The sequence below is a fragment of the Pseudoalteromonas sp. SG44-17 genome (assembly GCF_014164235.1).
Classification (GTDB): domain Bacteria; phylum Pseudomonadota; class Gammaproteobacteria; order Enterobacterales; family Alteromonadaceae; genus Pseudoalteromonas; species Pseudoalteromonas rhizosphaerae.
In genome coordinates this window covers 219,669-243,769 of the sequence record NZ_JACJEV010000002.1, presented here as the reverse complement: position 1 = coordinate 243,769, position 24,101 = coordinate 219,669, and the positions used below count along the sequence as shown (strand labels likewise).

The following is a 24,101-nucleotide window of genomic DNA, read 5'->3' as shown; positions in this document are numbered from 1 at the left end:
TTCAAGCATATTAATGCTTTGTAATAGCAGATTTAAATTTTGCCAACTAAATCAAGCGATGGTGCTAATGTTTCTTCACCTGGCTGCCAAGAAGCCGGACATACTTCACCATCATGAGTCGCAATGTATTGTGCCGCTTGTACTTTACGTACTAGTTCTTTGGCACTACGGCCAATACCTAAATCATGTGTTTCAATGATTTTGATTTCGCCCTCAGGGTTCATTACAAACGTACCGCGAAGTGCTAGGCCTTCGTCTTCGATCATTACACCAAAGTTACGTGTAATACGTCCTGTTGGGTCACCGATCATAGGGTAAGTAATTTTACCAATAGTGTCTGATGTATCGTGCCATGCTTTGTGAGTAAAGTGAGTATCAGTCGATACTGAGTAAACCTCTACACCCATTTCTTGTAATTGCGCGTAGTGATCTGCAACATCACCCAGTTCCGTAGGACATACAAAGGTAAAATCAGCTGGGTAGAAAAAGAAAATAGACCACTTACCTAAAACATCTTGTTCTGATAGTTCAACAAAATCACCATTGTGGTAAGCCGTTGCATTGAAAGGTTGTAATTTAGTGTTAATTAATGAAGTGCTCATAGTATTCCTCATTTGTTTATTTAAAGTGTAAACAACGCAGGTTGCTGCGTTGGCTTGAGTAATACAATAAGGTGTAAATAAAAATTAATAAAATTGATTGTTTAGATTAATTCAATCGATTTTATTGACTGAAGTGGTCATTGTCATCTGGACAGATAGGGCTAAAGCTTTTTTTGCGTCTAATGTTACAATGCTCACTGAAAAATATCGCGAATACGTATTTTTAGTTAATTTTGGGGTAAGCCATGAATAAATTCATCAATCATATCCAGTTAGGCTATTTAGGCTTATTGCCCTTTTTAGCGTGTGTCGGTTGGCCGTTATTAGTCGGTAGTAATAACTTTAATATGCAGTTTTTTACTTTTTATAGTATTGCGATTTTGGCTTTTATGAGTGGTAACTTATGGCACGCTGGACAACAGAGTTATCGAGATGCGGTTAAGGCTATACTACCGATTTTACCGCTTGGCTTTTTAGTTTTTTTACCACAACACATAACCTTGGCTTGGTTAGCGGTTAGTTTTTGGCTGGTATTACTATTTGAAAAAACCAGCCCGCAATGGCAAAGCTATCATGCTGATTATCAAAAAATGCGCTTTGTATTAACCTCAGTGGTGTTTGTTTGCCATATATTAGTAATAGGCATTAGTTTATACCCTAACTAACTCGCCCTTTAAAACGGATTAATGTACCATCCGTGCACTGCTTTTTGAGGAACTAAAATGATAGACCAATTGCGCCAACAGCTTGATCAACTCGGTGAAAACTATGTTGAGAAAAGCGCTCATTTCAAAATTAAAGTGATCCCTTTTTTTTGTGCTATTCAAATCAAGAAAGATCATAAGAGTGAAGGCCGATTATCGTTTTATTCTAATCAATGGCTTGAAATTGCACTCGTGGTACTATTTTTACTGTTTGGCTTAATGCTCTTCGATCCTGACGCAGGCTTTACTCATGGCCCTATTCATATTGCGTTTGCAGTATTAATCACGTTTAATTTAATTATCAAACAAATCGCGATTGAAGGACTAAAGACTCGCTTAGCGTTTTTACGTTTAATTGATCATGATGCTAAAAACACACCACTAGAATAATTGAATTAATGTATTTAAATCCTAATTGGCGGATCCTTACCGTTGGCGATGGCGACTTATCGTTTTCTCATGCTTTATCTACTGATCTAAAGCCGGCCAAGTTAGTTGCTTCTACCTATGATAGTGCAGCCACGATTACCTCCAAATATGCTGATAACGCACTAAATGCACTACGAGATCATCACATTACGGTACTTGATAGTTTTGATGTGACTGACCCACAAGCCTGGCAACGCTTAAATGGCGAGCTATTTGATGTGGTGATTTTTCAATTTCCGCTTATTCCTGCTTTTGTCGGGGAGAGTGCTTATCGTGAAAACACCCAAACAACCAGTATGAACACCCTCAACCGGGCTTTGCTACACCAATATATTAAATATGCCACCAGCTATGCTCTTGATAACAATGGCCCAATGTTGTGCTACATCACCTCAAAAGATGTTAAACCATATCGTGAGTGGAATATTGAAGGCAGCTTAAATTATGGCTTAGCATCACGCTATATCGGCCAAATGCCATTTGATATCAGTCCTTTCCCTGGCTATAAAATCCGTAATGTTGATCGTGACAAACACGTAAAAGACACCAGTGGCACCACTTATGTATTCAGCCCCAAAGAAACGACTGAACTCCATAATCGATTAACTATACCAAGCTACTTAGCAGTTGATAGCTGTTCGCTGTGCCGAGTAGGTCCATTTCAAGCCAGTGAAGATAAACAAAAACACCTATTAGCTAAAAAGCACCAACAAATGTTAGGCTTTGAGGCAGACTGGCAAGCTTGGCTTGCACAATTCAACAATCAGGAGTGACCATGAATTTTGTGATAGTCGGCACTAATTTTATTAGCGATACTTTACTTGCAGCGGCTAAAACAGTCAGTGAGTTTTCATTATATGGCGTATGTTCGCGAGCCGAGCAAAGCGGTCATGCATTTTTAGCTAAGCACGCTATAAAAAATGCAAAAGTATTTACGACTATTGAGCAAGTATGCAGCGACGACAGTGTAGACGCTGTATATATCGCAGCCCCCAATAGTTTGCATAAAAGCTATGCTGTGGCCTGTTTAAATGCAGGAAAGCACGTGTTAGGTGAAAAACCTGCAGCAGCAAATAGCCAAGAATTAGCCGCGATTGTGGACGCGGCAAAACAAAATAATCGCCTTTATATGGAAGCGATGATGACCACTCACTTGCCTAACTTTGCCGTTTTACAACAAGCCATTGCCAAAATTGGGACGCCACGTAAATACATAGGTCAGTATAGTCAATATTCATCACGCTATGATAAATACAAAAATGGTGAGAGCCCTAACACCTTTTTGCCAGCATTCGCTAATGGTGCGCTCGTCGATTTAGGGGTTTATCCGCTATATATCTTGATTGCACTTTGGGGTGCACCAAACACGGTAAAAGCCAGTGGAGTATTACTTGAAACAGGGGTAGATGGTGCTGGTGATGTATTACTAAATTATAGTGATAAGCAAGCAGTGATCAGTTATTCAAAAATATCTCAAGGTGATAATTTTACAGAAATCCAAGGTGAGCTGGGCCGTATTAGAATTGAAGCCGTTTCGTTATTAAAACAGATACAATTTATTGCTAATGATGGCAGTGTTGAAGAATTATCACAGCCATTTGATGAACACTTTATGCGCCACGAAGTTGCCCATTTCATTACAATCGCCAACGCAGGACAACTCGAATCACCTATCAATACCCATCAACTAAGTATCAATGTGATGGCTGTACTTGATAAAGCAAGACAGCAACTTGGTGTTATTTATCCAGCCGACCTACTATAAGCTATAAAATATTATTCACGCAAAACAACGCCTCAATGCTTTGAGGCTTGCCAATGTTGTTGTCACTTTTATCATACTCTTGCAATCTGCTCACTAATTTAATGCGTATCCAATAATAAATAAAATTCATGAATTCTTTAGTTAATTGAAATTATATTCTATAGTTATTTAGCATTATTATTAAATCGCATCAGAGGCAATTTTGACAATAAGATTAATGCTAAGAACTGTTTTTGCTCTAGCAATCACAATTGCAGCAGGGCTACTCATTATCATATTACTGTTAAAAACAGGATTATCTGATAGTCAACAATCTGCTCAGCAACGCTATCAACTAAGTCATTTTGCTAAGCTGTCTGCCTCCAACTCAATCAAGCTAACAGAACTCGCCCGGCAATATGTTGTAACCCTTCAACCTAGCTATAAAAAACAATACTATGAACTTGTAAATCAAATTGAAGGGACTGAACCCTGGTTAGACGGTCGTAAAAAATCTTATATTGATCGCTTAAAAGAATTTAATGTGAATGAACAAGAACTTGCTTTGCTAAATAAATCTAACTCGCTCTCTTTGCAGTTAGTCAACACTGAAGAACAAGCTTTTCAATTGGTAAGTAGTTTTGCTGGGCAATCACCATCATTATTAAATACGAGCGAATCAAAACAGTGGGTACAGGCAATAGGACTGCTAACCGATAAGGGATATATGGATGAAGTAGCTAAAATACAGACACCGGTGCAAGAATTTTTAGCTGCGGTAGAAAACAGCAGCCTGCAAGAAGTAATGAATAATAACAACCGTGTTGCTAATTTAAGCCTTATTAGTATTGTGATGGTATTAGTTATAATCACTATTTTAATTTTATGCTATTTACAGCTTGAGAAGCGCGTAATAAAGACAACCACGCTATTAGTCAATGAAGCACAACGAATCGCCAATGGTGATTTAACGCATAAAATTGCTCACTCCGGTAACGATGAAATTGCAGAGTTATCAGCCAGTTTTAATATTATGATCGATAAACTATCTACCTTACTGTCAGAAATTAACTCGCAATCCCAACAAGCCCAAATTGCTGCCAACGAGCTAGATTCTATTGCACAGCAGGCAAGACTGCTTAATGACGAGCAGAGTCAAGCAATTGAGGTGATCTCAAGTTCAGTATATGAAAACTCCACCGCCGTCAAAGAAGTATCAAAAAACTGCTCTGAAGCGGCTCAAAACGCAGGAGATGCGGATGCTAAAACACAAGCAGGGATCGATGTCGTTAATCAGAGTATTCATTCTGTCGAATCGGTTGCTGAAATATTAACCGAGTCAATTAATGATTTAAATGATCTTGAATCTTCAGTTAACGAAGTAGCGGTGATCTTAAATGTGATCAGCAATATTGCTGAACAAACTAATCTATTAGCACTTAATGCTGCAATTGAGGCCGCACGAGCTGGCGAACAAGGTCGAGGTTTTGCCGTCGTTGCCGACGAGGTAAGGACATTAGCGAGCAGAACACAAAGCTCAACAGTTGAGATACAACAAAAAATCAATAGCTTACAGTCTGCAAGTAACGCTGTTACCGAACGGATCCGTAGCAGTGATACGCGGGTTAAAGATGCAGTATCAAACTCAGAAAAAGTGGGCTCAATGCTCAAAGAAATAAGCACCCAAGTGCGCTTAATTTCAGATGCAAACCGAACTATTGCAGCTGCATCCGAGCAACAAGCACAAGTAACCGAAGATATAGCTGAACGTTTAACTGGTATTCAAGATGCCAGTATGCAGTCGAAGTCGCAAACCGCACAAATTTCGTCTTCGTCTAGTGAACTCGCGCAAGTTGCGATTAATTTAAATACACAAATAAATAAGTTTAAATTAAACTAATGTCACTTGCCAAAGCAGTCGTTATTTATACTAAAAGCACTATATTTAGTTTAAGACTACGCTGAGGCAAGAATACAAAAATCTAAGTTTACTAAGGCACATTGGGTACCTCATCATAATTAAAAACTTTTACCGCAAAAGCTTAGCCCCGCTCTCAAAAAGCGCGTAGAATCCCCGCCAATAACCTTTTGCACTACTATAAGGACTGTAATGCAACGCACAATTCCTCCTTTTTTCATTGCTGTTATTTGCGTATTACTTGCCATGGTGACTATTCAGTCAGGCGCTTCAATTGCTAAGCAACTGTTTCCAATAATTGGCCCAGAAGGGACAACGGCACTTCGTTTGGGTTTCTCAGCAGCTATATTGTGTTTAGTGTTTAAACCTTGGCGCGCATTTCCGCCACTTGGTCAACGCATGCCAATTATGGTTTATGGTTTATGCTTGGGCGGTATGAACATTTTATTTTACTACGCCATTGAGCGTATTCCATTGGGGATTGCAGTCGCACTTGAATTTACCGGCCCGTTAGCGGTAGCGCTGCTATCATCGCGACGAAAACGAGATTTATTTTGGGTCGCCTGTGCTATATCGGGGATCGTAATGTTGCTCCCGGATATGAAAGGTGAAGAAAGTCTCGATCTACTGGGCGTAATTCTGGCACTGGGAGCTGGTGCGTGTTGGGCTGGCTATATCTTATTTGGCAAAAAAACGGGTAATCAAAGCTCTGGCGGGATGACTGTTGCCCTTGGTATGAGTGTCGCGGCACTTATATTAGTGCCTTATGGTGCTATTTCTCAAGGTGGTGCACTACTAAACTGGGAAGTGATCCCTTTAGGTTTATTGGTTGCTATTATGTCAAGTGCCCTACCTTATACACTGGAAATGGTTGCACTGCGTAATATGCCTGCACAAGGGTTTAGTATTATGATGAGCTTAGAGCCCGCTATTGCGGCACTTGCTGGCTTTATAATTTTAGGCGAGTTATTAACTCTTTGGCAATGGTTAGCCATTCTTTTGGTGATAGTTGCATCGGTTGGCAGTTCAATGTCTACAAGTAAAGACAGTAACTAACAAACCCAAAAAGACGTATAATTATAAAGCTAAATGTTGATTTTAATCAAAGGGGAGTAACGTGTTTAGACAATACGATTACCCCCTGCATTTTTTGCAACATACATTGCTTGATCTGCATGTTGAATAAGTTGTTGTTCATTCTCACCCATTTCAGGATAACTGGCGATACCGATACTGACTGAAAGCTGTAATGAATGTTCATCTATCACAAAAGCTTGTTCGCACTCTTTGCGGATTTTTTCAGCTGTTTTTTGTACGTCTGAGCGTAAGCTAATCCCATGAAGTAAGACTAAAAATTCGTCGCCACCTAAACGCCCAACAGTATCAGACCCTCGAACACACCCTTGTAGCCGAGCAGCAATGGCTTGTAATAATCGATCACCACATTGATGCCCATATGAATCATTAACTTCTTTAAAACCATCAAAATCTATAAATAGTAGCGATAATTCAACCTGCTGTCGGTCAGCTTTCGTTAATGTTGATTGAATTCGGTCAAGTAACAGCATGCGATTGGGCAACCCAGTTAACTGATCATGTCCCACCATATGTTGTAATTGCTTTTCAAATTTTTTGCGCTCGGTGATATCATGAGCAACAGCAATTCTGAACTGATGTGAATCAGACCAGCGAACAGACCATAATATATGCACCACTTGCCCGTCTTTTCTCACCCAACGATTTTCAAAGCGCGGTTTAGAGCCTCCAGATAATAACGTATCTACTGCGTCAAGCGTGATCTCAACATCTTCTTTATAAACAAAATCGAGCATTGGTTTACCGATTACTTCGCAAGGCTCGTAACCAAAAATGTCTTTAAAAGCCGCGCTCACAAAAACAAATACCCCTTGCTTGTCAACCACGCAAACAGCGTCAAGCATCAGTTCAAGTACATCAGTGAGACAAACCACACCACTATTTTTCATTCAACTCCATGCCTCAAACAGTAAAATTGCAGACTTTATTATTTATTTACAGTACACATCAGTTAAGCAATCAATCATTGCGTAATAGTGTATAACGTATCTTAGGATACGGTTCATTGCTGTTGAGAGCTATAAAGAAATAATAATATATTGCGATAATAAAACTAATCATAGTGCGTTTTATCAAATACCACATTAAAATACATACAAATATTAGGCCACGTTATGTTTATCTGTCAGTAAACTGCTTTTACTGTACTGCTCAAATGCTAAAAACCCGTCGCAAAATATAACTTGAAAAGCTAAAACCTTAAAAAATACCGCAGTAAACTAGCTTATTTCTTTAGTTTTGCTCCTTCCTACAGCATTAACTACCGCTTCCTCAATCGAATGTAGTTTAAAAGGCTTTGAAATAAACATATCCATGCCAGCTTCTTTGCACGCAACTTTATCGGTAGATGATGTATTTGCAGTTAATGCCACTATTAAGGTATCTGCATAAGGACAAATATGTTGCGCTCGCAAAATTTTAGTTGCCTCAAGTCCATCCAGCTGCGGCATCACGCAATCCATAAAAATAAGATCGTATTTTTTTTGCTTACACTTTAAAATTGCGTCTTCGCCATCAACTGCAAAATCGGCTTTAATATTTAGTTTTTCAAGTGAAGCGTCCAGTACTAATCGGTTTATTTGGTTATCATCAACGACTAAAACCGATAAATTAGTTGCCGCTATGACAACGTTTACCCGAGGATTATTTTCGATTTGTACGGCGCCGACTGCAAGTGGGATATCCACGATAAATGTCGTACCCTGATTAAAGGTACTATCAACCGTTATTGTCCCCCCCATAAAATCAATCAATTCTTTTACGATTGCCAAGCCTAAGCCGGTACCACCTTTACTCTTTTTTGCGTCTATTTCTTGTGTAAAAGGTGAGAACAATGAATCTAAAAATGAGTTGGTCATCCCCCTTCCGCTGTCACACACTTCAAGATGCAAGGCTAATTTATCACCGACTACATTCACATCAGCATTAAATTTTACCAAGCCTTCGTCAGTGAATTTTAACGCGTTACTTAATAAGTTTGACGCAATTTGGCTCAGCCGAGCATTATCGCAATAGGCCCAACAGTCATCTGCTATCGTTATATTTGTTTGAAAATCAACCTTACTATCTCTAAACAATGGAATGTACAACGAAGCAAGATCAACAAAAATTGTTTTTAATAAAAAATGATTTGGTTCGAGTTTTAACTCACCGTGGTTTATTTTTGAAAAGTCGAGCACTTCGTTAATTATACTCAGTAAAATATCCGCGCTACGCAAAGCTATCTTTAGTTTTTCAACTCTCTTATCTTCACGGCGCTCACCTAATAGCGTAGTTAACATTCCGGTTATGCCGTTCAATGGTGTCCTGAGTTCGTGACTTATTTTAGCTAGTAGCATGCTTCTATCTTCTAACATGCGCTCTGCTTCTGCTTTTTTATTTTTTAACTCTTCGCGAAGCATGACCGATTCAGTCACGTCTTGTAAGGTACCAAATAACCTCACACATCGACCATTTAATAATTCAGCTTCACCAAATGTTGATACCCACAAAGTCTGTCCATTAGCGGTAACAAGTTCGAGGTCGAGATGCCATTTCTCGCCACTTTGTATTGCAGAGTTCACTGCATTAACGATGCTTTCTCTGCTTTCTCCTGCTTTAAAAAATTCAGTCGCAGCATTAAGATCAGGAACATAGCTATCACTAACTTGGTAAATACGCCGTGTTTGCTCGCTCCAAGTGACTTTGTCAGTGAGTAAATCAACTTCCCACGTGCCAATATTTGCTACAGCCTCTAATTTTAACAGCGTGTTATTGTTTTTAACGAGCTGTTCATTGGTGATCTTGCGGGCAAACTCAGCACCCAACCATTGTGCAAATAGCTCAACATAGTCATGGGCTTGTTGTGAAAATGGAGTAGATACAGCCGGTGATGAAAAATTAACTGTACCAAATATGGTTGCACCGACTTTTATTGGCGCACCAATATAAGATTCGAGCTGGAAATTTAGGTAACATGGGTGGTTTGCAATGCGACTACTCGACGCTTTATGAAAAGTAAGCGCGGCATTTGCTGCGAGTGTATGTACACAATAAGTGCCTTCTAAATCAAACGTTGTACCAGAAGCTAAAGAATTATCAGGTGTTATAACGTAGAGCACGGTATAAATATTTTGTTCAATTTTACTAACAATCGCGATATCTAAATTAAATACATCAAGCCCAAACTTGAGCAAACTATGCGTTTTCTCGTCAAAACTTTGACTTTGATCAGATACAATATCATGGAAGCTTCGAAGGAAATTCAAATAAATACCTCGTATTATTTTGCATAGTGACAGATGCCATAGCTAAAAAATCTTATCTAACCACTTCATATTGGTTAATTATTATAGCGTGTAATTAAATATTTACCTTACTAAGGCGACTGACCTTTCAGGATTAAAATTTGTTCTATTTAGGTGTAACGCATAGCGCACCGTATGTTTGCCAGTAATGCTGCGTTATCGCCTATTTATATAGCGCACCGTATGTTTGCCAGTAATGCTGCGTTATCGCCTATTTATGAGGAATAACCACACTACATAAGCTCAGCCTAGCCTAAAAGCCAAACACATTGCTGCAAAGCAACTTCGAAATAGAAACACATGCTACCCTAACTTTAGAGTAGAAACTTTTCATCAGCAATAGTTTATTTATATTTTCAGTTAGTTATAAAGCTCCATTTATAAAATAAGGCCTCAATTGAGACCTTATTACTAACCTAAGCAGGGGTTACTAAGTGGTATGCATTAAAACTGCCACCCGAGCGATGCCCAATAACGGCGTCCGTCTTCGACATAACCATATTCATTCTCAGTGATATCTTTATCAAATAGGTTATAAATACCAAAGCCTAACTTTACGCTTTTAGTCAAAACATAATTACCACCCACATCGGCTAACGTGTAGTTAGGTGCAATTAGGCTGCTTTGTGAAGGTCCTGTGGTTGGTTGACTTTCCTCACCACGATAATGCACACGTAACCACCCCCCTAACTTATCGCTTGGCTGCCAGTTTAACGATGTTTGCACTATATGTTTAGGTAACTGATTGAGAGGACTGCCTTTATATTGCCCGGTTTTTTGCTCAGAATCGGTATAAGTGTAATTAGCGCTTAAACCTAAATCGCTGGTTAAGTCGTAAGAGACTGAAAATTCAAACCCTTGAGTCACGGCTTCATCAACATTTATATAGGTTGTCGGATCTGAACCAAACTGATTTTGGCCATCCGTGCATTGCGTAAGTGGGCATGCAATTCGCGTAATTTTGTCATCAAACTCATTGTAAAACACAGTACTTGAGATTGTGTAATCACCACGTGGATCGTAATAAATACCCATTTCATAATTCAATGACTTTTCAGGACTAAGATCTGGGTTGCCATAGATATTGCCGCCTCGACTTACTTGTCCCCAGTCTGCATTTGATTGACGAATATTAGGCGCTCTAAAACCTGTCGAAATACCACCTTTGATAGTGATAGCCTTAGACGCGGTATAAACTCCATATAAACGTGGACTCCAATGGCCTGAAAAATTATCGTCGTGGTCGTAACGCAAACCTGTGGTGAGCTTAAATTTGTCGCTGGTGCTCCACTCATCCTCAGCAAATACCGACCACTGTTTATTTTCTACATGGGTTAACTCGCTGATCCTATTACTCGTGTAATCATCAAGCACTTCTTTTAAGTAGGCTGCACCAAGCGTCGCGTTATGACCGGCAAAAATCGGTAAAGTCCAACTGGTTTGCGCATCCGTGTTTTCAACAAACATTTCACGAGAAGTATTATCGTACTTATCGTATTTTAAATAGCTGCGCGAGTTACCAAAGTCATAATAACCGTTATGGGTTAACGAGTAAGTTTGTTGCTCATACTCTGTTGTCGATGATTCTGGGCAACCTCTTCGGCCACAGCTTTCACCCGGCGCCAATGGTTCAACTGTTTTACCCAGTGTGTTTTCAAATTTTTGCTGCGCGCTGCCAACCTCTAGCATTATTTCGTGATTATCGTTTGGCGTTAAAATAAACTTCGCTTTAAGGTTACTTTGCTCTTTGCCCCTAAAGCCTGCAGTAAAGTCATCTTCGTCACGTTTGGAAAACTGCCCATATAATTGCACACCTAATAATTCTGGGACAAGTCCACCAGCTGCGAAAAAACTACCTTGATTAGTATTACCTGAGTCGCTACTTTGTTGAACTGTACTGTCTAAACGCAGCTCACCATACCACTGCTGGGGTGTTTTTCGAGTAATAATGTTTATCACCCCGCCGATAGCGTCTGAGCCATACAAGGACGACATAGGCCCACGTATCACTTCAATGCGTTCAATTGCAGAGATTGGCGGTGTCCATGCACCTTCAACACCTGGTCCATCACTGTTTGGCCTTGTTTCACGTGATGATTGTCGCTGGCCATCAACTAAAATTAATGTGTATTGGCTAGCCATGCCTCGCAGGCTTATATCTTTGCGATCGCCACCGCCGGTAACCACAACTCCAGGGACATCGGTCATTGCATCGGTTAAGTCACGATAAAAGCGTTTTTCCAGATCTGCGCGATCAATCACACTGATGCTTGCTGGCGCGTCCTTTAACATTTGCTCATAACCTGACGCTGATACCACGATAACTTCCATATCTTGTTTCGTTTCATCAGCTAACACTATTGAGCTGGATAAACTAAGCGCGGTTAAAATGGCGCTAGTTAACGGTATTAACTTACAACTTACCGGGTTCATGATTTTTCTCCGTGACAAATGCAGTTTAAATGATAATAATTAGCGTTTGCATGGTAGTGAGATGTTCCTTTTTCTACAATGTGTATTTTCTTAAAACAGTATTAAGTAAGACTTAACCAAATGAATACAAAATTACTTCGCACATTAACTGTATTTGTGCGCATTGTTGAAACGGGTAGTATGAGTAAAGCCGCAGTTGATCTTGCCATGACCACATCAGCAATTAGCCAACAAATCAAACAAATAGAGCTTGATATTAAGTTGAGCTTATTTAATCGCAGTCCACGAGAACTGACACTCACCGAGGCTGGCGAGATTTATTATCAAAGCTGTGTAACCATCCTCACCGCTGCAAAACAAGCTGGTGAAAAGCTGCAATTTTTACAAAACAGCCCTAGTGGTCAATTAAAGTTAGTAGCACCGGTTGGATTTGGTGGCGGAATATTAAGTGAACCGCTTAAAAAATTAACCAACCAGTACCCTGATTTTGATGTGCAACTGACTTTATCTGACGAACCCCTTGATATAATAAAGTCGGGCGCTGATTTGGCTATAGCGATTGGCCCGCTGGATGATTCAAGTTTAGTTGCTCGGCCTTTGGCGAAGTGGCCACTCGTATTATGTGTGCATAAAAGTCACCCATTGGCTGAGCATTGCACACTGTCGCCTTGGCAGTTAAACCATCATACTCGTATCTCGCATTGCACTGCAGATCACCCACTAACGCATAGTTTAAACAGCCAAAAAAAAGCGCTCCCAAAACCACGTATCGTGGTTAATAATATGCACAGTATTATTCAATTAGTGTGTGATGGCGTTGGTTATGCAATTTTACCAAAGCCAGAAGTACAATCATTATTGCTAGAAGGAGAACTCGTTGAGTTATGCACTGACTGGCAACTGCCAACCTACAGTGTGTATGCAATTACCCCAGCAAGAGATATTTTGGCAGGTAAAACCAAAGTGGCTATCGAAATTTTAAAACAGCACTGTGATGAAATCTCAGATTCATTAAAGCAGTCTGCATAAAGCAAATTATCCTAAACTTACTTGTAACTACTGCAACACAGCGGGTCTATATCTTAAAGTAACTTGTGTATATACTTTATGTATTGAATACCAATGATTGATGCATAATGACAGCGGCAAAAAAGAAGAGTAATTTTTTCAGTAATATAATTTTTAATATTATTTTACCTGCGGTGATTTTAAGCCGCTTTAGTACACCTGATACGTTAGGCCCGGTATGGGCAGTAGTGGTAGCACTTGCTTTTCCGCTGTTATTTGGTTTGTGGGAACTTAAACAATCAGGCAAAGTAAACTTTTTCTCAGTACTTGGCATTATCAGCGTACTACTTACTGGCGGTATCAGTTTATTTGAACTTGACCCAGCTTATATCGCGATTAAAGAAGCGATGGTACCAGCAATTATTGGTGTGATTGTATTGATCAGCCAGTACACCCCTTATCCGCTGATCCGTAAATTACTAATTAATCCTGAATTGCTTGATATTGATAAACTTATGCATTCGTTAGAGCAACAAAACAACACCGCGGTATTTGATGCAAAAATGCGTCTTGCCGGTTTTATTGTTGCCAGTGCGTTCTTTTTATCTGCAACACTCAACTACTTTTTAGCGAAAAGTATTGTTGTTAGTATGCCCGGCACCACAGCTTATGCCGAAGAGTTAGGACGTATGACTTGGTTAAGCTACCCAGTCATTGTGGCGCCGACTATGGTGCTATTAGGCGGAGCAATTATTTTCATTTTTAAGCAAATAGGTAAATTAACTAAACAACCTATCGATGAATTTATATTGCAGTAAGTGGTTACTCAAAAGCCTTAGCGATACATTTTAATAAACCGCCTTACGCAATCTTCAATATATGCTGCTGGCGGTACATCATTAATTTTTGCGTGCCCAAGTGCATGGCGTAATTTCCAATCACCTATGGCCATGCCCAGTAACTGTAACGTGGCAAACTTAGGGTTGTCGATATCAAGCAAGCCCGCCTGTGAAATACTACATAAGCAGACCTCTACCTGCTGCATCACTACTTTAGGGGCAGCGTCATAAAACAATAAGGCCAACTCAGGGTATTCATCTTTGTGCGCTACGCACGTGTCGTATACTTTCAATGCCTCGGGTGAAAATACCAGTGTAATAAAATTAGTCACAACACGTAGTAAGTTTTCCTCTAGGCTTTGCGCTGGCTCAAAACGCTCTTTACGTAAGTTTGAGGAGGAACAATGCGCTGTTACAGTTTCAACAAATAGATTATTTTTGTCTTTGAAATGACTATAAACCGTTTGTTTAGATACTTGGGCTAATTTAGCAATTTGATCCATGCTGGTATTAGGAAAGCCTTTATCCATGAACAAGGTCGTTGCAGCTGTAATAATTTGTTGTCGTTTTTGTTCTGACCGACTTAGGGTAGTTATTTCCATTTTCACCTCAAATCAAACTAGACAGTCTAGTTTGATTGATTTATATTTATACAAAATTAGACTCTTGAGTCCAATTCTAAATCATTCTGCGTCTAGCACAAAGCATAACTGTGTTTAATGCACCTGACTAACCACGCTGATTTAACATGGCGATAAATAAGGATATTATAATGAAAAAATATCTGCTAAGTGCATTCATTTTATTCACATCATTTATATGTTATGGCGAAAGTCTGGTTCATGTAGCTGCCTACACAGTACAACAAGAGGCGGGCTATTATCAAACACGTACGCTTAGTGGCAAAGTGGTCATACAAAACGATGCAAAGTTGAGTTTTGAATTTCCAGGAAAAATTGCACAAATTTATTTTGATCAAGGCGAGCAAGTAAAACAAGGCGATATTATTGCACGCCAAAATACGCAGCTTTTAGTTATCGAAGAACAAAAACTCCAGGCGCAAAAACAACGAATTCAAGCACAACTTACCTTCGCTAAACTTGAAAAAAGGCGTTTAGCAGAACTTGATAAAAAGAACTACTCGGCCACCTCGGCACTTGACCAAGTTAAAACCAATATCGCTGTACTTAACGCAGAACTAGCCGCAATAGCAGCAAACTTGAATGAAGTCAATATCCGCACTGAAAAGGCACATTTAACCGCGCCATTCAACGGTATTTTAGGCCAGCGCTTTGCCTCACAAGGTGAAATTGTTGCAGCCAGTACACCGATTGTGCGTTTAATCGAAAACCAACATGCGCAAGTAAGCATGGGGATCCCACTGACACTGCAAAGCACCATCCAAAATAGCATGGACATTGAGATTGCCGGACAAAACTTTACTGCACAATCTATCAGTAAAGGAGCGAGTATCGACCCACATACACAAACCTTAACAATGCGCTTTGCTTTGCCAAGTAGCGCAGTTGTTTATGCTGGCCAATTAGCAAAATTAACAGTGCAACAATATCAGCAACAAAGCGGTTTTTGGGTGCCTCTTGATGCCCTTGCCGATGGTGTGCGCGGTACTTGGCAGGTTTATCAAATAAAAAACAAGGTACTAAAACCTATCATTGTGCAGCTTTATTATGCCCATGATGGCTATGCGTTTATTGGCGCCCCATTACACAATGGTGCGCAAATTGTTGCCAATGGCATGCATAAGCTGTCGGCCAACATTTCGGTTAATGTTGTTGCAAATCAACCAACCAAGGTGCTGTGATGATCCGCTATTTATTTAATCACGGGCGTGTCCAAGCGCTTTTAGTGGCGTTACTTATCGTTAGTGGTTTAGCTGCGATCAGTGGCTTAGCGCGCAGTGAAGATCCTCGAATAACTAATCGTATCGCTATCGTAACCACTGCTTTACCTGGCGCCAGTGCTGAACGAGTTGAGGTGCAAATAAGTGAAAAAATCGAACAAAAACTAAAATCCCAAGCTGAAGTAAAGCATTTATCGTCGATTTCTCGTCCTGGGCTCTCAGTGATCACCATTGAGCTAAAAGACGAAGTCACGAACGTTAAACCCATTTGGTCGCGAATGCGTGATTTATTAGGTGATGTCAACAACCAGTTGCCAGTAAATGCTTCATCACCGCTACTGGATGACGAGCGTGGCTATGCTTATACTCGTATCTTATCGCTTAACGCCAATGACGATATAACCACATTAGCAACGGTTAATCGCTATGCAAAAGAACTGCAAAATCAATTACGTAATGTTTCAGGTGTGGAGTTGGTGCATTTTTTTGGCCAAGTTGATGAGGAAATTTTAGTTGCGGTTGATCAACAAAAAGCCAGTTTAGCTGGTATTCCTTTAGCGCATATTCATGCAGCTATTCAAGGTGCAGATGCAAAAGTAGCCGCTGGTACCCTTACAAATGACAAATCGCAAATGCAAATTGAAGTGACCGGTGCGTTTGACTCGATTGCTCGCATTGGCGCAATTCCACTAAGTAGTAATCAAAATGCAGGGCAATATCAACTCTCTGATGTAGCCCAAATTACTCGCTCAGTAAAAACCCCCGTGAACGAAATTGCATTAATTGATGGAAAACCCGGTATTTATATTGCGATCCGCATGTTACCAAACTTGCGTATCGATACTTTTTCTAAGCGTGTTGATGTCGCCATCGATAACTTTAGCCAAGACTTACCAAGCCAAATTTTACTCCAAGATATTTTTGATCAACGCGGTTATACCCAAACTCGTTTAGCCGATTTACTCAGCAATATTACCGTGGGGTTTGTGCTTATTCTAGTGGTATTATTTATCACTTTAGGTTTTAAAGCTGCTCTGGTTGTCGGCACCGCGTTACCTTTAACCGTATTGTTTACGTTAGTAAGTATGCAGCTCTATGGCTTACCTATTCATCAAATGTCGGTTACCGGTTTAGTCGTGGCACTGGGCATTATGGTTGATAACGCCATTGTGATCACCGATGCTGTTCAGCGCTTTCGCCAACAAGGCCTAACAGCTTTAGCCGCAGTAGAAAAAGCCGTGGCACATTTTTGGCTTCCACTGCTTGGCTCAACTCTAACAACTATTTTAGCGTTTGCACCGATTGTGCTGATGCCAGGTGCTGCAGGAGAGTTTATTGGCGGTATTGCCTTAAGTGTTATTTTTGCCTTAATTGGTTCATACCTGATTTCACACTCTTTAGTGGTGGTATTTGCAGGGCAATTTATCAATAACGAACAGCGTACTGGTATCATTTATCAAGGTATACGCACACCTAAACTCAGTAAACGCTTTGAAGCAACGTTAAAACGTAGCCTAGAAAAACCAATACTCACTTTACTACTGGTCTTTATACTCCCTGTTGCCGGTTTTTTTGGGGCAGGACAACTCACCGAGCAGTTTTTCCCGCCCTCAGATCGCGATATGTTTCAAATTGAAGTGCATTTTGCCCCTCATGTGAGTATTACATCAACTCGACAAGCCATAGAGAAAATGGATCAACTAATTCGGCAATCTGAAGGCATTGAAAAGCTTGATTGGATGATCGGAACTAATTTCCCAAGCTTTTACTATAATATGCTCCAGCGTAATCGCGGCGCCAATAACTATGCGCAAGCGATGGTAAAAGTAACCGACTTTAAACGTGCCAACGAGTTAATAAAAAGCTTGCAAATACAACTTGATAAAGCATTTCCAAACGCACAAACTTTAGTCAGAAAGCTTGAGCAAGGTCCACCATTCAATGCACCAATTGAAATGCGTATTTATGGCCCAAGCCTAGATACTCTCTCTGAACTGGGCCAACAATTACGCACGCAGCTCATTGCTCATAACGATATAACCCACACCCGTCCAACCTTATTGTCGGGCTCGCCTAAACTATGGTTAAACACCGATGAAGCAGCGCTGACTCATGCAGGATTAAGCCTAAGTAATATGGCAACACAACTACAAAACCAGTTCAATGGTGTCGTGGTCGGCAGTATTATTGATAATACCGAAACCGTTCCCGTACGCGTTAGAGTTGCAGATAAGCGCCGAGATGATATTAGCTCGCTATTTAGTACGCAGTTAAATACGCCAGCTAGTTCAAACCAAATAGATACTGCACAACCGCTAGTGGTTGAATCATTTGCCAGTGCAACACTGAGCCCTTCTCGTGGCTCTATCGCTCGCCGTGACGGTGAACGTGTTAATATTATCGAAGCTTATTTAGCAACTGGCGTATTACCGCAAACCGTACTGAATGAAGTGACCGCCACCATTGCACAATCAGGCTTTGTATTACCCCATGGCTACAGATTAGAGCTCGGTGGTGAGTCGCAAAAACGCAACGAAGCGGTTGGTAAATTGCTTGGCCAAGTGGGGATTATTGTCGTGTTATTGATCACCGTACTGGTGATGTCATTTAATTCATTTACCACCACAGGGCTAATCTTAATAAACGCCCTGCAAGCTGCAATGCTGGGCTTGCTCAGTGTATTTATTGCTGGCTACCCGTTTGGTTTTACTGTGATCATTGGTTTATTGGGCTTAATGGGACTGGCCATAAATGCCGCCATTGTCATTTTATCAGAGTTAAATTCACTGCAAGCCCTCACTGATAAAAACAAAATCGTTGCCGCTGTGATGACTTGCTCACGCCATATCAGCTCCACGACTATCACCACCGTTGGTGGCTTTTTACCACTCATACTCGCCGGCGGAGGTTTTTGGCCTCCGTTTGCCGTCGCTATCGCAGGTGGTACTGTATTAACCACTGTGTTGTCATTTTACTTTGTTCCTGTGGCATATTATTTAGTATCAAAACGCACGCTACGCACAAAAAAACATGGAATTAACGCACACTAGTAAATTTAAATTAATATCTTTATTTTTAAATTATAAAACACCATTGATATAATATTTTTATGAGGTATGATTACTTTAAATAAGAGGAACATCATGTTTATATTAATATCTCATCCACAAAAAACAAATCTCACCTTCGACATTTAAGCCGAGTGTAACTCTTACACTCGGCAGTCTCACTGTATTATTTTAAATTTAAGTTCGGTTCAGTTTTCGTGGAGATTTAGTCCGTGTTTGCTTTTCTGTTCGGGTACAAAACCCCTGCTTTTTATAAGTATAAAAACTATTTAAGCCAAAGTTCAGCATTTTTACATCCGCTGAAACTCGCGCATGTGTTGCAAAAAATAGAGTATTCACAACGACCTTGGTCAAAGTTTAGCCCACATGTACAAATTGGCTGTACCGTAGTCATCCAGCATACTGATACGGGTTATAAACGCCGTATAAGCTTAGTTCCGGCTACAGAAAAGGGGCTATGTAATAATGTTGTGTCATTACACTCTTCTATAGGTACTGATCTTTTAGGACATAAAATAGGTCACATTTTTGAGTGTAAAGAATATGGATGTTTTCACTCTTGGCAAATATTAGCAATTAATAGTAAGGAGAATTATATAGAGTAAATCATTTCAATTTTTATTTATTAATTTTTATATATTTAATTGGAGTTATTTATAATGAGTAAAGAAAAAGCTAAAAAACCAGCAAAAATGACGTTAAAATAAAAGCGAAAAATACGTAAAGAGAAAACAAAGACAACCGAAAAGTAAAGAGTTGTCACTTTACATATAACGTTTCATGGAAACCTTAATAAAGTCCAAAGCTCGGCATTATAAAAATGTCGGGCTTTTATCGTTTAAATATATTAATAAAAAAGGCCTCAATAAAGACCTTTGTTATAGATGAAGTTTAAATAAATCTGAATTAGCTACTGTATTGTTGGCACGGTAATAATTGATACAGAGCCTAGCGGATCTACGTTATAGTCTTCACTCGGTTCGCCTTCGTCAGCGGTGATGATTAATTTACCATCGGGACTGAAAGTTACCATATCTGGCAGTGCTCCGACCGCAGATATCATTTCAAGCTCATAACTACTCGTGTTAAACATAGCAACAACGCCAGTATCAGTTTTCACGCCTGACTCGATCGCAGCGGCAAGTTTTCCGTTTGATACTGCGACAGAATTAACACCTGCACCGTAATAGCTAATATCAATTGCGCCAAGTGTTGCAATGTTATTTGGGTTAGCAAAATCAATCACTTCAATACGAGGAGCGTTAAGCAAGCTGCCGTTATTTACTACGAATAAACGTTTTGTTTGTGCATCATAAGCCGTGATCTCTGCGGCGCCTTCACCACCTTCAATTAACAAGCGTGATGCAAAATCAAACTTGCCTTCGTTGTTTTCACTATAGACGGTGATATTACCACTGTCTTCGTTTGCAACTACCAGCTGCGCTTTTGACGTTGGGCTTTGATCAGCGGTTATAAATAACACCCCTTCTGGCGCATCATCACCTTGGGTAACGAGCATTTGCACAAAACTTACGGCATTAACATCACTAATATCATATACTGCAACCGCATCAGCACGCTCTAAAGCAATAAATGCATAGCGCTTATTGGCAACCATACCTGTTGTTACACTCTCAGGCTCAGTGCCTTTCGCATCACTGCGACCATCTGGGTAAACGCCGGCTTTATTAGCTTCAAAGGCAAGTGATGAACCACTATCAAACACCTGCTCACCGGTATCACCATTGAAGATTGAGAATGAACGTGCACCAAAACTATAGAGTTTATTATGACTTGATGCTGCAGTATCAGAATCAACATATTGCGATACTAATAAACGCCCTAATTCGACGTTGTTTTGTAATATACTTACGTCTGTAAATACCGACTCATCAAGCACGATATCTGCAACTTTCTCACCTTCAGCGAAGTTGCTAAACCAGTCACGTATATCCCCCTCGTTGGCAGTTAAAACGTAATCTATGCCATCTTGTGTAAATGTTGCGATGCCATCAGGTTGATACATACCCACTACGTTTGCGCGAGTTTGTAGTTTGATCATATTATCTTTATCACTGGCATCGATTTCATTGCCAGCCATACCATAATCTTTAAAGCCCAGCGGAAAAATATCAGTGATAGTTTTCGTGGTTAAGTCTATTTTTGCAAGGCCGTTATTCTCTTGCAATGACACCCATGCAGTGCTTGAATCAGCTGATACGGCGACATACTCAGGCTCAACGTCTGCAGCTAAATCTGCACCTTTACCAAATACTCGGAAGCCTTTGCTTTCAAGAGCCGCTTCTTGATCATTAAATGATGTGAAATTTAATGTAGTTGCAGCACCAACATGCATAGGAGTTTTGAAGTTTTTACGTCCAGGGCTGGCATAAAGTTGTGGCGCATTCTCATCAACAAGCTCTATAAATTCCATACCATCAGGAAAACGGCCATAACTATTAACATGGAAATCGCCATAACTGACTTGTTGATGCACTTGGCCTTGGTATTTTAGTTTAATGGTTTCGCCTTTGCCTAAGCCAAAGTCTTCATTATTATTTAAAATAGCCGTTGCGGGTGCACCGTTAGGTAACTGAGCACCCGTAACTAAATTCGGCAATAATACAATAAAGCCGTGGCCAGGAATTTCTGTACCTGCAGGGATAGTTAAACCCGCTTGGTTATTCGCTTCACGGTCTAAATCAACTAACTCCCACTCATTAGCTGCAAAAACAAATGGTTCAGAAGATGTGTTGTACAGCTCAACAAAATCAAAATCGGCGTCATCACGGCCTTTTGAAACCACTTCATTGATCACAATATTAGCGGCAGTTGCACCATCAACCGGCGCTGGTAATTTATTGGCAGCACCAGGCGTTGGCGCGAGCGCTTCATCTTGAGTGTGCCAATTACCACCATCTGGTAAACGCCCCCATGTAGACACATGGCTACCATCACTCCAATGTGCGCTATCTACAATTTGATTGTTGTGTACCAGTAATGCGGTGTCGCCTTTACCTAAACCAAAATCAGTATCGCCAGCAGTGGCAACTAAAGTATCTGTTGGTGCATCAAATGGAATGCTAGTTTGATCTGTGGCAATCACTAAAAACCCACCTGCAGCAATGGTTGTACCTTGTGGAATTTTAATGCCCGGCTCTTTATCAATCTCAAAGCCTTTTAAATCATTTACTGCCCAATTAGCGTCACTAAAGGTAAATGCTTGTTCAGAGTTATTAAACAACTCAATAAAATCATAACCGCCTTCATTTGAACGCACCTCGTTGATCACCACTTGCCCTGCTGATGGTGTCTCAGTAATTTGGCTAAATGTTGCAGTAACCTCTTTATGGTTATTCATTGTAAGAGTTAAAGAAGTCGCGCTATAGTCTGCATTACCAATATCGCCAGACCATGAAACAAATTTATATCCTTGTGCAGCCTGAGCGTTTAGCATAACAATAGCACCTTGCTCATAATCAGCACGCTCTGGACTTATTACTACGTTTCCAGCACTTTGCTCTGTGATATTTAATATCAGTTGGTAACGCAAAGGCTCTAAATCATTATCAGCATCTGCTAGATCACAGCCACTTAATAGACCTAGCAATAATAAGCTGCCTACTATCGGTTTCAATTTCATCACATTTCCTTGGTATCGTTTTAGTTTTAATTAATCACGATACCCTAAAGCGTAATATTGACAGCTAAATGTAATTATCATGTCAATGGGATGACATTGCGAACGAGAATAAACTATAAGATCATGATTTAATTTATAATTCACCTCATTCTAAATAACCAAAATTCAGACGTACAGGTAGTAATTTCCAACTCTAACTACGTTGAATTTACTTGCCGTTGCTCTCTAACTAATAGCTGTAGTGATGTACTGAATATCAGGTTGTAACTCTGCGCAATAGAAAAAATTTATAAAATGCTTAAAATTGTGAGGGGCACTTTTTGGCATAAAAAGCGCAGCATAATCCGCGCTTTCAATTTACTCTGATACAGAAGGTTCAGTATTTGCTTGAGCATCGTTTGCAGGAGCTTCGTCAGTTAACAAGTATTTATCCAGCCATTGCTCTTGCTCCCAAAGCACATGCAGTAAACTCTTGCGAGCACGGTAGCCGTGAGCTTCGTAAGGTAACATCACTAAACGCGCTTCTTTACCTAAACCTTTTAGCGCAGCGTACATACGCTCGCTTTGCATCGGGAAGGTGCCGTGAGATTAAGGGTGGGTCTTCATCCCCATATAATTAAATCAACAAGCGCGGCATAAACCGCGCTTTGAATTTATTCTGTTAAAGAAGGCTCAGTATTTACTTGAGCATCGCTTGCAGGAGCTTCGTCACTTAACAAGTATTTATCCAGCCACTGCTCTTGTTCCCAAAGCACATGCAGTAAACTCTTGCGAGCACGGTAGCCGTGAGCTTCGTAAGGTAACATCACTAAACGCGCTTCTTTACCTAAACCTTTTAGCGCAGCGTACATACGCTCGCTTTGCATTGGGAAGGTGCCGTGAGATTAAGGGTGGGTCTTCTTCCCCATATAATTAAATTAAAAAGCGCAGCATAATCCGCGCTTTCAATTTACTCTGATACAGAAGGTTCAGTATTTGCTTGAGCATCGCTTACAGGAGCTTCGTCAGTTAACAAGTATTTATCCAGCCACTGCTCTTGTTCCCATAAAACATGTAATAAGCTTTTACGGGCACGATAACCATGGGCTTCGTAAGGTAACATCACTAAACGCGCTTCTTTACCTAAACCTCTGAGCGCAGCGTACATACGCTCGCTTTGCATCGGGAAGGTGCCGTGAGATTAAGGGTGGGTCTTCATCCCCATATAATTAAATCAACAAGCGCGGCATAAACCGCGCTTTGAATTTATTCTGTTAAAGAAGGCTCAGTATTTACTTGAGCATCGCTTGCAGGAGCTTCGTCACTTAACAAGTATTTATCCAGCCACTGCTCTTGTTCCCAAAGCACATGCAGTAAACTCTTGCGAGCACGGTAGCCGTGAGCTTCGTAAGGTAACATCACTAAACGCGCTTCTTTACCTAAACCTTTTAGCGCAGCGTACATACGCTCGCTTTGCATTGGGAAGGTGCC

General features: G+C 40.3%; 19 protein-coding genes and 2 pseudogenes. 11 read left to right on the top strand and 10 right to left on the bottom strand.

Going from position 1 to position 24,101, the window contains the following annotated elements:
- Positions 1–32 precede the first annotated feature (32 nt).
- Positions 33–602, bottom strand: a complete 570-nt coding sequence (gene ahpC, locus H5182_RS02475) for an alkyl hydroperoxide reductase subunit C (RefSeq protein WP_145234205.1) — start codon at positions 600–602, stop codon at positions 33–35.
- Between the two features lie 245 nt (positions 603–847).
- On the opposite strand from ahpC, the gene H5182_RS02470 reads away from it, so the two are divergent.
- The 6 genes from H5182_RS02470 (at position 848) to H5182_RS02445 (ending at position 6,453) form a co-directional block, all read left to right on the top strand.
- Positions 848–1,267: a DUF3429 domain-containing protein gene (locus H5182_RS02470; protein ID WP_182759452.1), complete on the top strand. Its 420-nt coding sequence runs from the start codon at positions 848–850 to the stop codon at positions 1,265–1,267.
- A gap of 57 nt (positions 1,268–1,324) precedes the next feature.
- A complete protein-coding gene (locus H5182_RS02465; protein ID WP_145234209.1) occupies positions 1,325–1,696 on the top strand; it encodes a hypothetical protein in 372 nt (123 codons plus the stop codon).
- 8 nt (positions 1,697–1,704) lie between these two features.
- Entirely contained in the window at positions 1,705–2,508 is an 804-nt protein-coding gene (locus H5182_RS02460) for a class I SAM-dependent methyltransferase (protein WP_182730895.1), read from the top strand.
- 2 nt (positions 2,509–2,510) lie between these two features.
- A complete protein-coding gene (locus H5182_RS02455) occupies positions 2,511–3,500 on the top strand; it encodes a Gfo/Idh/MocA family protein (RefSeq protein ID WP_182759451.1) in 990 nt (329 codons plus the stop codon).
- Between the two features lie 217 nt (positions 3,501–3,717).
- Positions 3,718–5,379: a methyl-accepting chemotaxis protein gene (locus H5182_RS02450; RefSeq protein WP_182759450.1), complete on the top strand. Its 1,662-nt coding sequence runs from the start codon at positions 3,718–3,720 to the stop codon at positions 5,377–5,379.
- Between the two features lie 210 nt (positions 5,380–5,589).
- Positions 5,590–6,453: a DMT family transporter gene (locus H5182_RS02445; protein ID WP_182759449.1), complete on the top strand. Its 864-nt coding sequence runs from the start codon at positions 5,590–5,592 to the stop codon at positions 6,451–6,453.
- Between the two features lie 65 nt (positions 6,454–6,518).
- Here H5182_RS02445 and H5182_RS02440 read toward each other — a convergent pair whose 3' ends face one another.
- The 3 genes from H5182_RS02440 to H5182_RS02430 all read right to left on the bottom strand — a co-directional run bounded on the left by H5182_RS02440 (position 6,519) and on the right by H5182_RS02430 (position 12,212).
- Positions 6,519–7,382, bottom strand: coding sequence for a sensor domain-containing diguanylate cyclase (locus H5182_RS02440; RefSeq protein WP_182759448.1), 864 nt, complete (start codon positions 7,380–7,382; stop codon positions 6,519–6,521).
- A 330-nt stretch (positions 7,383–7,712) separates the two neighbouring features.
- On the bottom strand, positions 7,713–9,740 hold the full coding sequence (locus tag H5182_RS02435; protein WP_182730900.1) for an ATP-binding protein: 2,028 nt from the start codon (positions 9,738–9,740) through the stop codon (positions 7,713–7,715).
- Positions 9,741–10,223: 483 nt separating this feature from the next.
- Positions 10,224–12,212: a ligand-gated channel protein gene (locus H5182_RS02430; RefSeq protein ID WP_182759447.1), complete on the bottom strand. Its 1,989-nt coding sequence runs from the start codon at positions 12,210–12,212 to the stop codon at positions 10,224–10,226.
- Positions 12,213–12,332: 120 nt separating this feature from the next.
- Between H5182_RS02430 and H5182_RS02425 the strand changes: the two genes are divergently transcribed.
- On the top strand, positions 12,333–13,241 hold the full coding sequence (locus H5182_RS02425) for a LysR family transcriptional regulator (protein WP_182759446.1): 909 nt from the start codon (positions 12,333–12,335) through the stop codon (positions 13,239–13,241).
- Positions 13,242–13,348: 107 nt separating this feature from the next.
- Entirely contained in the window at positions 13,349–14,038 is a 690-nt protein-coding gene (locus tag H5182_RS02420) for a VC0807 family protein (RefSeq protein ID WP_149980025.1), read from the top strand.
- A 17-nt stretch (positions 14,039–14,055) separates the two neighbouring features.
- Here H5182_RS02420 and H5182_RS02415 read toward each other — a convergent pair whose 3' ends face one another.
- Entirely contained in the window at positions 14,056–14,661 is a 606-nt protein-coding gene (locus H5182_RS02415; RefSeq protein ID WP_182759445.1) for a TetR/AcrR family transcriptional regulator, read from the bottom strand.
- A gap of 170 nt (positions 14,662–14,831) precedes the next feature.
- Here H5182_RS02415 and H5182_RS02410 point away from each other — a divergent pair, with 170 nt between their 5' ends.
- The 3 genes from H5182_RS02410 to H5182_RS22610 all read left to right on the top strand — a co-directional run bounded on the left by H5182_RS02410 (position 14,832) and on the right by H5182_RS22610 (position 19,593).
- Positions 14,832–15,881, top strand: coding sequence for an efflux RND transporter periplasmic adaptor subunit (locus H5182_RS02410; protein ID WP_182759444.1), 1,050 nt, complete (start codon positions 14,832–14,834; stop codon positions 15,879–15,881).
- On the top strand, positions 15,881–18,970 hold the full coding sequence (locus H5182_RS02405) for an efflux RND transporter permease subunit (protein ID WP_182759443.1): 3,090 nt from the start codon (positions 15,881–15,883) through the stop codon (positions 18,968–18,970). Before H5182_RS02410 ends, H5182_RS02405 begins: the two co-directional genes overlap by 1 nt.
- Before the next feature lie 230 nt (positions 18,971–19,200).
- Entirely contained in the window at positions 19,201–19,593 is a 393-nt protein-coding gene (locus H5182_RS22610) for a GreA/GreB family elongation factor (protein ID WP_182757415.1), read from the top strand.
- Between the two features lie 305 nt (positions 19,594–19,898).
- Here H5182_RS22610 and H5182_RS02395 read toward each other — a convergent pair whose 3' ends face one another.
- The 5 genes and pseudogenes from H5182_RS02395 to H5182_RS02375 all read right to left on the bottom strand — a co-directional run.
- The gene (locus tag H5182_RS02395; protein WP_182759442.1) at positions 19,899–22,631 is read right to left on the bottom strand and encodes a choice-of-anchor I family protein; all 2,733 of its coding nucleotides are present in this window, start codon (positions 22,629–22,631) and stop codon (positions 19,899–19,901) included.
- Positions 22,632–22,988: 357 nt separating this feature from the next.
- Positions 22,989–23,213 (bottom strand): annotated as a pseudogene (locus H5182_RS02390) (alpha/beta hydrolase family protein); the annotation flags it as partial.
- A gap of 71 nt (positions 23,214–23,284) precedes the next feature.
- A pseudogene (locus tag H5182_RS02385) lies at positions 23,285–23,509 on the bottom strand (alpha/beta hydrolase family protein); the annotation flags it as partial.
- A 71-nt stretch (positions 23,510–23,580) separates the two neighbouring features.
- Positions 23,581–23,793, bottom strand: coding sequence for a S9 family peptidase (locus tag H5182_RS02380; RefSeq protein ID WP_182759440.1), 213 nt, complete (start codon positions 23,791–23,793; stop codon positions 23,581–23,583).
- A gap of 83 nt (positions 23,794–23,876) precedes the next feature.
- A partial coding sequence (locus H5182_RS02375) for a S9 family peptidase (RefSeq protein ID WP_182759439.1) occupies positions 23,877–24,101 on the bottom strand: 225 nt, incomplete at its 5' end.

Excerpts from the sequence above, each read along its gene's own strand:
- H5182_RS02380 (WP_182759440.1), bottom strand. The coding sequence starts at position 23,793 with ATGCAAAGCGAGCGTATGTACGCTGCGCTCAGAGGTTTAGGTAAAGAA.
- H5182_RS02405 (WP_182759443.1), top strand. The coding sequence starts at position 15,881 with ATGATCCGCTATTTATTTAATCACGGGCGTGTCCAAGCGCTTTTAGTG.
- H5182_RS02425 (WP_182759446.1), top strand. The coding sequence starts at position 12,333 with ATGAATACAAAATTACTTCGCACATTAACTGTATTTGTGCGCATTGTT.
- H5182_RS02470 (WP_182759452.1), top strand. The coding sequence starts at position 848 with ATGAATAAATTCATCAATCATATCCAGTTAGGCTATTTAGGCTTATTG.
- ahpC (WP_145234205.1), bottom strand. The coding sequence starts at position 602 with ATGAGCACTTCATTAATTAACACTAAATTACAACCTTTCAATGCAACG.
- H5182_RS02455 (WP_182759451.1), top strand. The coding sequence starts at position 2,511 with ATGAATTTTGTGATAGTCGGCACTAATTTTATTAGCGATACTTTACTT.
- H5182_RS02430 (WP_182759447.1), bottom strand. The coding sequence starts at position 12,212 with ATGAACCCGGTAAGTTGTAAGTTAATACCGTTAACTAGCGCCATTTTA.
- H5182_RS02460 (WP_182730895.1), top strand. The coding sequence starts at position 1,705 with ATGTATTTAAATCCTAATTGGCGGATCCTTACCGTTGGCGATGGCGAC.
- H5182_RS02410 (WP_182759444.1), top strand. The coding sequence starts at position 14,832 with ATGAAAAAATATCTGCTAAGTGCATTCATTTTATTCACATCATTTATA.
- H5182_RS02450 (WP_182759450.1), top strand. The coding sequence starts at position 3,718 with ATGCTAAGAACTGTTTTTGCTCTAGCAATCACAATTGCAGCAGGGCTA.
- H5182_RS02420 (WP_149980025.1), top strand. The coding sequence starts at position 13,349 with ATGACAGCGGCAAAAAAGAAGAGTAATTTTTTCAGTAATATAATTTTT.
- H5182_RS02395 (WP_182759442.1), bottom strand. The coding sequence starts at position 22,631 with ATGAAATTGAAACCGATAGTAGGCAGCTTATTATTGCTAGGTCTATTA.
- H5182_RS02445 (WP_182759449.1), top strand. The coding sequence starts at position 5,590 with ATGCAACGCACAATTCCTCCTTTTTTCATTGCTGTTATTTGCGTATTA.
- H5182_RS02465 (WP_145234209.1), top strand. The coding sequence starts at position 1,325 with ATGATAGACCAATTGCGCCAACAGCTTGATCAACTCGGTGAAAACTAT.
- H5182_RS02415 (WP_182759445.1), bottom strand. The coding sequence starts at position 14,661 with ATGGAAATAACTACCCTAAGTCGGTCAGAACAAAAACGACAACAAATT.
- H5182_RS02440 (WP_182759448.1), bottom strand. The coding sequence starts at position 7,382 with ATGAAAAATAGTGGTGTGGTTTGTCTCACTGATGTACTTGAACTGATG.